We start from the raw sequence: 12,014 nt of genomic DNA, 5'->3' as shown, positions 1-12,014 counted from the left end.
GTTATAATTGTTTAATAATATAGGATGGAGGATGGGTATGAAGCCAATCGTATTTATTACACAAAAGCTGCCGGATCAAGCAGTAGCTGAATTAGCAGAGCAGTATGAAGTTCGCATGTGGCCGGAAGAAGACACTCATGCACCGCGTGAGAGATTGCTTGAAGAAGCAAAAGAGGCGCATGCACTTTGGACGATGCTATCTGACCAAATAGACAACGAAGTGTTTAGTTCAGCACCGAACTTGAAAATCGTTAGCAACTTAGCAGTTGGCTACAATAACATCGACTTAGAAGCAGCACGGAAGCATGGTGTCACGGTAACCAATACGCCTGATGTTTTAACTGAGGCGACCGCAGATTTAACATTTGCTTTGTTACTTGCGACGGCCCGCAACATAATGGAAGCAGAAAAAACTGTTCGTTCGGGACAATGGAAATCTTGGACACCGATGGGAATGACCGGACAAAATGTTGGCGGTGCTACGCTCGGAATTATTGGTATGGGGCGAATTGGTGAAGCTATAGCTCGCCGTGCTCAAGGTTTCGGTATGAATATCCTTTACCATAATCGTACGCGAAAAAGTCTTGAAGATGTCCGTTATGCTGAATTTGAAGAATTGCTGAAGCTTTCAGATTACGTGGTGATTTTAACGCCGCTGACACCTGAAACTAAAGGGATGATCGGAGCAGCCGAACTGGCATTGATGAAAGATACGGCTTGTTTGATTAATGTAGCTAGAGGCGGTATTGTTGATGAAACGGCCTTGTATGAAGCTTTGAAAGAACAGAAAATATGGGGTGCCGGACTGGATGTATTTGAACAAGAGCCTGTACCATTAGACCATCCCTTATTGACATTGCCAAATCTTACGGTGTTGCCGCATATTGGCAGTGCCACGATTCAAACTCGTTTAGAGATGATGGCATTGAATGCTGAAGCCATTAAAGCATGTCTAGAAAACAAATCAGTAAAAAATAGAATCTGCTAACTAGCAGAAAAAGTGCAGCTGCTGTAATAGCTGCCTTTTTTGATTGGGTTATTTTAGCTGCAATTTATAAACTTAGAAAATTCGCGGATTATTCCAAAGCGTCGCTAATTTAGACCAGCCTAAGGCATTACTACTTAATAACTATATAAGCTGAATGAAAGAAACCGAATTTTCTACATCGCTGGCTGCTTTGGGCGAAGTAACTTGTTAAGTAAGAAGGTAGTGTCTATTTTTCCGTTAGTAACGAGAAGATATGGCACAAGCCTTTGGCAACTGGCACCGTGCCGTCCGATCGCGCCAGTTACATGACCTGCAACCTATGGATTCGAAAGCACAGTTGGTTTGCGGAATATTAACAAGTAGAAATCATGAGTTCAATCAATATAGAGTTGAAGTTTTTCGTTATTTATTATAAAATGGTTGAGGTTTTTGTTGCTTTTTTGCTACAGAAGCAAATTGAAGAAATAGGAGGTATGATTCATGCAAAATCATACACACAATGTCTTACTTTATTATAAATACGTCGAGGTAGAAGATCCAGAAACCTTTGCTACCGAGCATTTGGCTGCTTGTAAGGAGCTAGAGCTAAAAGGTCGAATTCTTGTTTCTAACGAAGGAATTAACGGAACGTGTTCAGGAACAATTGAGCAAACGGAAGCATATATGAAAATGTTAAAAAGTGATCCACGCTTCTCGGATACAGCTTTTAAAATCGATGCTGCTGAAGGCCACGCGTTTAAAAAAATGCACGTGCGTGCAAAAAATGAAATCGTTCATCTTGGATTGGAAGAAGACATCAACCCGAACGAACTGACCGGCACTTATTTAGAGCCAGTGGAATTTTATAAACAAATGCAAGAACAAGATACCATCGTTTTGGACGCGCGAAATGATTACGAATACGATCTTGGGCATTTCCGTAACGCGATTCGTCCAGATATTGAAAACTTCCGCGATCTGCCAGAATGGATGCGGGACAATAAAGAACAATTTGAAGGTAAAAAAATTCTGACGTATTGCACAGGCGGAATCCGCTGTGAAAAGTTTTCTGGCTGGCTGAAAAAAGAAGGATACGAGGATGTTTCTCAACTTCACGGAGGCATCGTTAATTACGGCAAAGATCCTGAAGTAAAAGGTGAATTATGGGATGGACAATTATATGTATTCGACGAACGTATTGTTGTACCTGTCAATCAAGTTGAACACGTCATTGTCGGCAAAGACCATTTCACAGGAGAACCTTGCGAACGTTATGTGAACTGTGCAAATCCTGATTGCAACGCGAAAATGTTGGCTTCTGAAGAAAACGAACACAAATACATGCGCTCGTGTTCAGACGAGTGCCGCGAACATCCACGTAACCGTTATGCTTTCGAGCACGGGTTGACTGGAGAGCAAGTACAAGAACGTTTAAATGCATTAAAGGAAGTAACAACAATCTAATACAAAAAAGCCTCCATAATTTTTGGAGGCTTTTTTGTATTAGAAATCTATATCAATCTTCTTCGTTTAACACAATAGTGCGACCTTTCAATTTCAATAGCAAAGGGATTAATAACCAAGCGGCAGCTACCATCAGTAGAATTAAAGACAGTGGCTTGGTAAAGAAAATCATGAAATCGCCATTTGAAATCGTCAATGCTCTGCGGAGATTATTTTCAATCATGGGCCCTAAAACCAAAGCTAACACGAGTGGTGCCACAGGGAAATCGTTTTTGACGAGTACATATCCCAGTATTCCACAAGCAAGTAGTAAGAAGAGGTCGAATGTGGTGTATTGGACAGCATATACACCAAAGAAAGAAATCGCTATGATGATGGGCAATAAATATTTTTTGGGGGTTTCAATAATTTTGGCAAATACTTTAACCAAGGGCATGTTCAAAATTAATAACATCAAGTTACCGACGAACATACTGGCGATAAGTCCCCATGCCACTTCAGGATGATCATCAAATAATAATGGACCGGGTTGAATGTTATACATGATAAGTGCTCCCATTAGGATAGCTGTGGTTCCAGACCCTGGTATGCCCAATGTTAAAAGTGGAATCATAGCACCACCAGATGCAGCATTATTGGCTGATTCAGGACCTGCAACACCCGCAATGGCCCCGGTCCCGAATTTTTCAGGAGTTTTGCTGAATTTTTTCTCGGCAATATAAGAGAAAAACGAAGCGAGCGTTGCGCCGGCACCAGGAAGTACGCCGATAAAGAATCCTAAAAGAGATCCTCGCATAATTGGTTTTGCACTATCTTTTAAATCTTGTTTAGTAGGAAGGATTCTACCGATTTTAGCAATCGTACCATCTTCATGCTCGCGTTCTAAAATCGTTTTAAATACCTCACCTAGCGCAAACAAACCAACTGCGATTGTTAAAAACTCAAGACCCGAGTAAAGAACGGGTAAATCGTAAGTAAAGCGAGCAATTCCTGATACCGCGTCAATGCCGATTGTGCCAAGAATCAAACCGAAAACGGTCATCATTAAGGCTTTCGTCATCGATTTTCCAGCCAAACCGCTTACTGCGGCGAGTCCGAGTAACATGAGTGAAAAATATTCAGCGGGTCCGAATTGGAGAGCCACATTGGACAAAGGCTCTGCCAATAATACTAGACCAATCAAAGAAACAATTCCTGCCACAAATGAACCGATTGCTGCAATCGATAAAGCGGCTCCTGCTCTACCTTGGCGCGCCATTTGATAACCGTCAAGCGTTGTGACAACAGAAGAAGATTCTCCTGGTGTGTTCAAAAGAATAGAAGTAGTGGAGCCGCCGTACATCGCACCGTAATAAACTCCGGCCAATAGGATGATGGAACTTGCTGCAGCTGCTTCTGTCGGCATGCCGGAAGTGATTGTTGCAGTTACTGGAATAAGAAGAGCTACACCACTCATGGGTCCAATACCTGGCAATACACCAACAGCTGTTCCAATAAGGACCCCTACAAACGCAAAGAGAATGTTCTGCCACTGGAATGCGATGCTGAAGCCATCCATTAAAAATTGTAAAGTAGTCATTGCCATCCGCCTTTCGTTTTAAAATTCAGGGAATCCCGGTAATGAGCCGCCGAGAAATTCGGCGAAAAGATAGTAGACACCAAACGAAAATGCGGTGGCAATAATCAATGTATGAAGCCATTTTCCACTTTCCATCGTTTGAAAGGCTATGACTAAAAATAAGAAAGTCGTAATGACGTAACCAAGTGTCTCTAAGAAAGCAGCATATAGAACAGCACTAAAGAAAATGATGAAAAACTTTTTGTATTTAATCGGTTCATCGTTTTTTGCAACGGCCTCGTAACGAAAAGTTTCATATAGCAAGCGAGCACTTAAGAGGATCAAAATAGTGCCTAAGCCGATTGGAAAGATATCGGGTCCGACTGCTGAACCGTAAGAACTCTCGGATATTCGCTGGCTTTCCATGACAAATAAAAGGCCGATTAGTAAGAAAATAATGCCAGCAAACCGATCGAAGGTTTTACTCATTGTCTTTCACTCCTTTTAAATTAGAAAACGGCCGAAGCCGCTGTTCTAATTACTTTTGCATATCAAGTGCAGTCAACAACTCAACAATCAATTCTTCTTGAGTTTGTAAATATTTTTCGAAATCCTCGCCGTTTTTGTATTCACTTTGCCAACCATTTTGCTCAAGTTCTTGTTTCCATTCCTCGCTGCCAGACATTTCTTCTAGTTTTTCTGACCAGTACTTGTATGCGGTATCTGACATGTCTTTAGGACCGAAAATACCGCGCCAAATCGTAAATTCAGTATCAATACCTTCTTCTTTGAATGTCGGGATTTCGCTTAAGTCACCTTCTAAACGTTCCGGAGAACTTACGGCCAATACTCGAACATCACCAGATTTCATGTATTCTCCAATCGTAGATGCATCTGTTGCGATGACATCTGCGTTATCGCCAAGCAATGCAGCTACGGCTTCGCCACCACCATCATAAGAAACGTATTTCACTGATTTTGGATCAATGCCATATTCAAATGCTGGCAAAATCCCGACCAAATGATCCATTGAGCCCGGAGCAGAACCACCAGCAAATGTAACCGTTTTTGGATCAGTCTTTACCGCGTCGAGAACATCGGTTAATGTTTGGAATTCAGAATCTGCACGAACAACAATCGCTCCATAATCACGTGTTAGTTGAGCCAGTGGTGTTGTATCCTTATAACCGTATGGACTGTTTCCTTCAGCTTTACTATTGTTGATTAGAATCGGTGGAGATTTAACCATAAGCATGTAGTCATTGTCGACTTCTTTCGTAGCGTATTCTGCCATATAAACGGCTCCACCACCACCGGGTTTATTTTCGACCATAATTGATTCTTCAATGATGCCTGTTGTATTCATAGTTTTTGCAATAGAGCGCGCAGTCAAATCCCAGCCACCGCCCGCTCCAGAAGGGGCCACAATTGTTAGTCCACGTTCGGGATAATCGGACGAACCAGCATCACTAGCTTGAGAATTTTCTTCAGATGAGCAGGCAGCAAGACCAATTGCTAACATACCAGCAAGAGAAACAGCAATCATTTTTTTGAACATATCATTCATCCCCTTTTATAATAGTAAAAAGACAACGCTTTCAGCGCTGTCTTCAACTTATCAGAATATAGGATGAATTCGATGTTTATTGTCATAAGATGGATACTGTGCATATTGTTAATACTGTTCATAAAGTTCACGGAGTGAAAAAATAGCGTCTTTCAGGTCTTCCAATTGTTCCGTAAAGTAATTCTGCTCGGGCCTTCTGGTCTGCTGTTAAGTGTTCAAGATAACGGCGTGCAGTTGAACGGCTCATGCCACAGGCAATTCCCATTTCTTCAGCTGTTATGCCAGTTGAAGAGATCGCCAGTTTTTCTTTTATTTTAATCATTGTACTTGGGTCTATGCCCTTGGGAGTAATCACTTGTTCCATATAAGCTTCGTGGTTTTTGTTCCATAACTGTTCGATCGATTGCTCATTCAAGGAATCGGATTTCTCAAGTGACATGCTTTTCGACTGATAGGCAAGAAGGCTTTTTTGAAAGCGATCAAAAGTCAGTGGTTTGAGCATATAATCAGAAACGCCGGCTCTAAAAGCTTTTTTGACAATGGCTGTTTCAGAAGCAGCTGTGATAAAAATAATATCGGACTCAGGGCTTTCAGATTTGATAAAAGGCAACAAGTCAGTACCTTTCATATCTGGTAAGAATACATCAAGCAAAATTAGTTGTGGCTTTAATACTTGTATCCAATCTTTTGCTTCAGCACCATTATGTGCAGCACCTATTACTTGAAATCCTTGGATTTTCTCAATAAAGCGCCTGTGTATGTCTGCAATCCGCTTGTCATCTTCAATAATGAGAATCTCAATCATCTTCATTTCCTCCGATCGGTATGGAAATAATAAACAAAGCTCCACCAAAATCGCCATTCTCCATCGTTATTTCTCCTTGTAAATCGTGAACATTGCCATAAACTTTTACTAGGCCATAGCCGCGATCGTTGCCATTTTTTGTGGAAATCCGTTCTTTAAAAAGAGTGGAAAGAATGAGTGGGTCCACCCCTTTTCCGCTATCTTCAACTTCAATCAAAATTTCATGGCCATTATCAACAAAGAGAAGCCTAACCAAACGTTCATTTTCAGGGAGATAGTCAACGGCTTCAAAGGCATTAGTTACAAGATTACCGAGAATCGAGACAAATAGGCTTTTTTCAAGATAGGAAGGAAGTTTTTCTAAATAACTGTCTTCATCCAGAAGAAATTTGACTTTTAACTCTCTGGCTTTGTTGAAAAGACCGATAACAATGCCACCAAGTAGAGGGTCTTGCAATCGATTCGTAACAAACTGAACGAGTGATTGCTGCTCTTTTGCTTCGCTATGGATGAGATCCATCGCTTCATCTAGTGAGTTTAATTGAATCAGTCCCGAAATCGTATAAAGGAAGTTGTGGTTTTCATGAGTTTGTGAACGGAGCAAGTCGGCATATTGCCTAATCTGAGTCAGTTCATTGCGAAGACCATCTAGGTCTGACTGCAACCGAAAACTAGAAACTGCTCCCGCGATTTCATCATTAATAACAATGGGGATACGATTAACAATCGTTTTCTTACCACGTATGGTCATGGGGCGATCTAATTGCTGCTCGCCTGTGAGCAGTACTTGAGGAAGTAAGGTATTGGGAAGTACTTCATCAATAAGTTGTCCAATAAGCTTTTTTTCTTTCGGCAACGATAAAACTTCATAGGCTGATGCATTAGCCATTGTGATTTCACCGCTTTTGTTGACCATAATGATGCCTTCTCTGACTGATTCGATTAATGTATTTCTTTCGATAAACAAACTAGCGATTTCGGCAGGCTCCAACCCAAATAATATCTTTTTAATATTTTTAGAGAGAATCATTGAAGCAACTCCGCCAATCGCAATCGCGATTAGCACAATAACAAGAATAGAATCGGCATATTGCATGAAAATAGAGGTCATGTCTGCTTTTAAAAAGCCTACAGAAATAACACCAATGATATTATTCTGCCCATCAACAATCGGTGCCTTTCCTCGAAGAGAAGAACCCAGTGATCCAACTGCTTCTGAGACATACGATTCGCCTTGAGAAATAGCGCGCTCGTTATCATCGCCAACCATTTTCTGACCAATCCGGTCTGGGAGAGGATGTGTATAACGGATTCCTTCTGCATTACCAATGACGACATATTCAGCACCAGTCTGTAGTTGAACTTCATCAGCGATTGGCTGAAGTGAGACATGAGGGCTGTCAGCAGCAAAGCCTTGCACTATATCTGGTCGATCGGCAGTGGTAACAGCAATATTCAAAGCACGTTTTCCCATTTGTTCTTCAATCGCTTCTGAAATCGTAAAATAAAACGATAATCCAGCAAAAATCATTATAAATGCTACAAATAAAGCTCCATATAAGAAGATCCTTCGCTGCAAGGGCATCTAAATATCACTCGTTTCCAGTGTGCTGTCATAGTTAATGGGCTAATTATATAGTCAATAATAGGGAAATTCCATGTTTTTTTAAAAAGAAAAAACGCAAAAGCTTTTACTTTTGCGTCAGTTCTTCTTGCTGTTCTTCACATTCAAAGCAAATCAGTTCTCCGTCTACATAAACGCCATCCAAAAAACCATCACGACAATAGATATCTTTGCCACAATTGCTACACGGTCCGATAAGTTCACGCATCTTGTAAGTCTTCTGCATAAATGTACATGGCGTCTTTGAGGTATTTAGCTAAGCCTTGGCCATGTTGATCAATGTTGCTTGCAAAGCGACTGTCTGACGCGTACAAATCGCCTAACCCACGGAACATTTTGGGCGAACAGTCATAAAAACGATTTAACAGCGTATAGTATGCTTTCATTTCTTTTTGTACCGCTGGTGTTTGTGGAGACAAGTGCATTAAGCTTGCGACCGTATTGTAGATACGGTCTCCTTCACGATTGATTTCGTCCAAATCTTCCTCTTCTTTTGCCACTTGAACGGACTCACTAGAAGTTGAAGGCGATTCTTCGTGCAGTACTGTGTCAACAGGAGCAACGACAACAGTTGAATCTGATTCGTAAGCAGAAGCAATTTGAGAAGTTTCTACTTGTGCCACATCTGGGGAACCGATATCGGGCTTTTGGTATTGTTGAATCAGATTTTCAGCTTTACTGCTAGCAAATGCTGAAAAACGTTCTTGATCAGTCAAATTCTCTGAACCTTGTAACTCCCGCTGAGTCAATTGTGCAGTCTGAATCAGCTTTTCGATGCGCTGTTTTTTCTGTTGAAGTAATTCGATATGCTGAGCTAGTGCATATTCTCGGTCAAAACCTTCAGCGACAAGTTCTTGAATTTTCTTAAGTGAAAAATCCAGCTCTTTTAGGAATAAAATCTGTTGAAGCAATTTCAAATCTTGCCCATTGTAATAACGATAGCGGTTAGTTCCGATGTTGGACGGTTTTAGTAAGCCAATACTATCGTAGTGATGAAGCGTCCGCACACTAACACCGGCTATTTTTGCTACTTCTTGTACTTTGTACAATCTAATCACCTCTCTCTTTAAAATACACTATAACGCACCGTTAGTGTCAAGCATTTATGAGAAATGATGTGGAAATGTGTTGTTTCTTTTCTTACGGGGGTGAAGTTCTAAGTTTGAGAGGAAGTTAAAACACATGTCTTATGACATGACTTTCACATCAACAAAATAAATAAATCAGATATTTCAGATATCTCCTATTATTTTCTAGATAATTGTGAAATAATGAAAGTGGAAGCGCTATCAAAGATAGGTAGTCGAGAGGGGTAATGGCGATGAAATTGACTAATTTTGTGAATGGTAAGTGGCAGCAGGCAGAACATGCGGAATTTAGACCTGTTTTGAATCCGGCAAATGGGGAAGAGCTGGCACAAGTTCGAATGTCTACAGCACAGGATGTCGACTTAGCAGTAAAGGCAGCACTAGGAGCACAAAAAAAGTGGGCAAAAGTACCGGCACCTAGACGTGCGGATTATTTATATGAAATTGGTCGACTGATGAAAGAGCGAAAAGAACACCTCGCTCAAGTGTTAACGAAAGAAATGGGAAAAGTGATTGAAGAAGGTCGTGGTGAAGTACAAGAAGGAATTGACATGGCTTATTATATGGCGGGAGAAGGAAGGCGCATGTTCGGCGAAACAACCCCGTCAGAACTGGCCGACAAATTCGCAATGAGCATCCGGTCACCAATTGGTGTCGTAGGATTGATCACTCCGTGGAACTTCCCTGTAGCAATTGCCACGTGGAAATCATTTCCTGCAATTGTTGGAGGCAATGCATTTATTTGGAAACCTGCAACGGAAACGCCAATGATGGCCTATGAGATGGCAAAGATTTTTGAAGAAGTGGGTCTTCCAGAAGGTGTCGCTAATATTGTTTTTGGAGCCGGCTCAGAAGTAGGCACAGCACTTATCGAACATGAAGGCGTAAGGGTTATCTCGTTTACAGGATCAACAGAAACCGGTCGCAAAGTAGCAGAAGCAGGAGGGCGCAACTTGAAAAAAGTATCTCTCGAAATGGGCGGGAAAAATGCCGTCATCGTTATGGAAGATGCTGATTTAGATTTAGCCGTAGAAGGTATTCTTTGGAGTGCATTTGGTACAGCTGGTCAGCGTTGCACAGCTTGTAGCCGTGTAATTGTTCATGCCGATGTAAAGCAAGAACTGCAGAAACGGCTGCTTTCGAAAATGGAAACTTTGACAATTGGAGATGGTACAGACGAAACCATCAAAATCGGACCGGTTATCAATCGAAAAGCAGTCGAAAAAATTCATTCCTATATTGAAATCGGCCAGCAAGAAGGAGCTACCTTACTGGTTGGTGGAGAGATTTTGACCGGCGGTATTTACGACAAAGGGAACTATTACGCTCCGACATTGTTCACGGATGTTAAACCCGAAATGCGCATTGCGCAAGAAGAAATTTTTGGTCCTGTTGTATCAATTATCGAAGTGGCAACTTTCGAAGAAGCAATTGATGTGAACAATGGTGTGATTTACGGGTTGTCGAGTTCAATTTATACAGCTGATGTAAATCGTGCATTTAAAGCGCAACGTGATTTAGATACCGGGATTGTCTACATTAATGCGGGAACGACCGGAGCGGAAATTCACTTGCCGTTTGGTGGAACTAAAGGGACTGGGAATGGTCACCGTGATTCAGGCGTTGCGGCATTGGACGTTTTTACAGAATGGAAGAGTGTCTATGTTGATTACAGTGGGAAGTTGCAGCGTGCGCAAATCGATAACGAAGCTTGATTGAGAGGGGATGGGGAGATGAAAATCGTCGTATTAGGCGCAGGATTAATGGGCAAACAAGCAGCTAGGGATTTGGTTGCTGACGAGGCTGTGGAACGCGTCTTTTTAGCAGATCGAAATACAGCTCAAGCTGAAGCATTCAAGGTGCAACTCGGCAATAACAAGCTAGAAGTATTCGAATTGGATGCTAGTGATGACGAGGCATTATCGGCAGCTATTTCAAAAGGGGATATCGTTATTAATGCGCTGTTTTATACTTTTAACGAAAAAGTAGCAGCCACTGCGCTCAAATGTGGTGTTCACTCCGTAGACTTAGGCGGCCATATCGGAGGTGCTACAGATGCAGTGTTAGAGATGCATGATGAAGCTCAGCGAAAAGGGGTTACGCTAATTCCCGATTTGGGCGTAGCACCTGGCATGATTAATATTTTAGCAGGGTATGGCGCCAGTAAACTCGACCAGGTTTCCGATATCCGGTTATTTGTTGGTGGAATTCCAGTTCATCCAGAACCACCATTAGAATACAACCACGTTTTTTCACTAGAAGGCGTGTTCGATCATTACACAGACAAATCGCACGTCATTCGTGAAGGGAAATTATTGGAGGTTGAATCTTTATCTGAAATTGAGCATGTGAAGTTTGAGGATTTTGGTGAACTAGAAGCTTTTCATACTTCTGGAGGAACTTCGACTTTGACGGATACTTTCAGTGATATCAATTCGTTGGAATACAAAACTTTACGTTATAAGGGGCATGCCGAGAAGGTTAAATTATTAGTTGATTTAGGTCTCACTAATCGAACGAAAACAGTGACTGTGGACGGAAGTGAAATAAAGCTTCGGTCTGTTTTAAAAGCCGTGCTTGAACCGATAACAGAGCTTGGAGACAAACAGGACGCGGTCGTCTTACGGGTAATGGTGTCGGGTATCAAAGCGGGAGAAGAAATCCGCTACGAATACAATATGGTAACGATTAAAGATCCTGAAACCGGTGTCACCGCAATGGCACGAGCTACGGCTTTTACTATTTCAGTCGTAGCGCAGATGATTGGCAAAGGCATAATAGACAAGCGAGGCGCTTATCCACCAGAAATGATCGTCCCTGGAGAAGAATATATAGCAGAGATGGCGAAACGTGGAGTGGCTATTAAAGAAACTGTTCATCGCTCAGCCCTTCAACAATAAAAAACTAGCGATGTCAGTCTAATTCAGCAGAAAGACTGACA

At 41.7% G+C, this 12,014-nt stretch carries 11 protein-coding genes; 4 read left to right on the top strand and 7 right to left on the bottom strand.

The window, feature by feature from the left end; all coding sequences use genetic code 11:
- Positions 1–37 precede the first annotated feature (37 nt).
- On the top strand, positions 38–988 hold the full coding sequence (locus tag FQ085_RS04245) for a 2-hydroxyacid dehydrogenase (protein WP_149456009.1): 951 nt from the start codon (positions 38–40) through the stop codon (positions 986–988).
- A gap of 480 nt (positions 989–1,468) precedes the next feature.
- Positions 1,469–2,431: an oxygen-dependent tRNA uridine(34) hydroxylase TrhO gene (gene trhO / locus FQ085_RS04240; protein ID WP_149456008.1), complete on the top strand. Its 963-nt coding sequence runs from the start codon at positions 1,469–1,471 to the stop codon at positions 2,429–2,431.
- 52 nt (positions 2,432–2,483) lie between these two features.
- Here trhO and FQ085_RS04235 read toward each other — a convergent pair whose 3' ends face one another.
- The 7 genes from FQ085_RS04235 to FQ085_RS04210 all read right to left on the bottom strand — a co-directional run bounded on the left by FQ085_RS04235 (position 2,484) and on the right by FQ085_RS04210 (position 9,043).
- A complete protein-coding gene (locus tag FQ085_RS04235; RefSeq protein ID WP_058384358.1) occupies positions 2,484–4,010 on the bottom strand; it encodes a tripartite tricarboxylate transporter permease in 1,527 nt (508 codons plus the stop codon).
- Between the two features lie 18 nt (positions 4,011–4,028).
- Positions 4,029–4,478 carry a tripartite tricarboxylate transporter TctB family protein gene (locus FQ085_RS04230; RefSeq protein ID WP_149456007.1) on the bottom strand — a complete coding sequence of 150 codons (450 nt, stop codon included), beginning with the start codon at positions 4,476–4,478 and terminating at the stop codon, positions 4,029–4,031.
- Between the two features lie 49 nt (positions 4,479–4,527).
- Positions 4,528–5,547 carry a Bug family tripartite tricarboxylate transporter substrate binding protein gene (locus FQ085_RS04225; protein WP_149456006.1) on the bottom strand — a complete coding sequence of 340 codons (1,020 nt, stop codon included), beginning with the start codon at positions 5,545–5,547 and terminating at the stop codon, positions 4,528–4,530.
- A gap of 136 nt (positions 5,548–5,683) precedes the next feature.
- Complete coding sequence (locus tag FQ085_RS04220; RefSeq protein WP_410477390.1) at positions 5,684–6,361, bottom strand: response regulator; 678 nt, start codon at positions 6,359–6,361, stop codon at positions 5,684–5,686.
- On the bottom strand, positions 6,354–7,946 hold the full coding sequence (locus FQ085_RS04215; protein ID WP_188074708.1) for an ATP-binding protein: 1,593 nt from the start codon (positions 7,944–7,946) through the stop codon (positions 6,354–6,356). Before FQ085_RS04215 ends, FQ085_RS04220 begins: the two co-directional genes overlap by 8 nt.
- Positions 7,947–8,052: 106 nt before the next feature.
- Positions 8,053–8,193 (bottom strand): hypothetical protein, encoded by a 141-nt coding sequence (locus FQ085_RS17990; RefSeq protein ID WP_169835278.1) that lies wholly within the window; start codon positions 8,191–8,193, stop codon positions 8,053–8,055.
- Entirely contained in the window at positions 8,186–9,043 is an 858-nt protein-coding gene (locus FQ085_RS04210) for a MerR family transcriptional regulator (protein WP_262499750.1), read from the bottom strand. The genes FQ085_RS17990 and FQ085_RS04210 overlap by 8 nt, the downstream gene beginning before the upstream one ends.
- Positions 9,044–9,306: 263 nt before the next feature.
- On the opposite strand from FQ085_RS04210, the gene FQ085_RS04205 reads away from it, so the two are divergent.
- Together FQ085_RS04205 and FQ085_RS04200 are read left to right on the top strand one after the other, a co-directional pair.
- Complete coding sequence (locus FQ085_RS04205) at positions 9,307–10,788, top strand: aldehyde dehydrogenase family protein (RefSeq protein ID WP_078080690.1); 1,482 nt, start codon at positions 9,307–9,309, stop codon at positions 10,786–10,788.
- 18 nt (positions 10,789–10,806) lie between these two features.
- Positions 10,807–11,973 (top strand): saccharopine dehydrogenase family protein, encoded by a 1,167-nt coding sequence (locus FQ085_RS04200; RefSeq protein ID WP_149456003.1) that lies wholly within the window; start codon positions 10,807–10,809, stop codon positions 11,971–11,973.
- The last annotated feature ends 41 nt before the right edge of the window (positions 11,974–12,014 follow it).

This window comes from Planococcus sp. ANT_H30 (genome assembly GCF_008369335.1).
GTDB lineage: Bacteria > Bacillota > Bacilli > Bacillales_A > Planococcaceae > Planococcus > Planococcus kocurii.
Note: the sequence above shows the minus strand (reverse complement) of the source record. Positions and strands in the feature narration are given on the sequence as shown.

Coding starts and splice junctions, on each gene's coding strand:
- FQ085_RS04245 (WP_149456009.1), top strand. CDS start 38: ATGAAGCCAATCGTATTTATTACACAAAAGCTGCCGGATCAAGCAGTA.
- trhO (WP_149456008.1), top strand. CDS start 1,469: ATGCAAAATCATACACACAATGTCTTACTTTATTATAAATACGTCGAG.
- FQ085_RS04235 (WP_058384358.1), bottom strand. CDS start 4,010: ATGACTACTTTACAATTTTTAATGGATGGCTTCAGCATCGCATTCCAG.
- FQ085_RS04230 (WP_149456007.1), bottom strand. CDS start 4,478: ATGAGTAAAACCTTCGATCGGTTTGCTGGCATTATTTTCTTACTAATC.
- FQ085_RS04225 (WP_149456006.1), bottom strand. CDS start 5,547: ATGTTCAAAAAAATGATTGCTGTTTCTCTTGCTGGTATGTTAGCAATT.
- FQ085_RS04220 (WP_410477390.1), bottom strand. CDS start 6,361: ATGATTGAGATTCTCATTATTGAAGATGACAAGCGGATTGCAGACATA.
- FQ085_RS04215 (WP_188074708.1), bottom strand. CDS start 7,946: ATGCCCTTGCAGCGAAGGATCTTCTTATATGGAGCTTTATTTGTAGCA.
- FQ085_RS17990 (WP_169835278.1), bottom strand. CDS start 8,193: ATGCGTGAACTTATCGGACCGTGTAGCAATTGTGGCAAAGATATCTAT.
- FQ085_RS04205 (WP_078080690.1), top strand. CDS start 9,307: ATGAAATTGACTAATTTTGTGAATGGTAAGTGGCAGCAGGCAGAACAT.
- FQ085_RS04200 (WP_149456003.1), top strand. CDS start 10,807: ATGAAAATCGTCGTATTAGGCGCAGGATTAATGGGCAAACAAGCAGCT.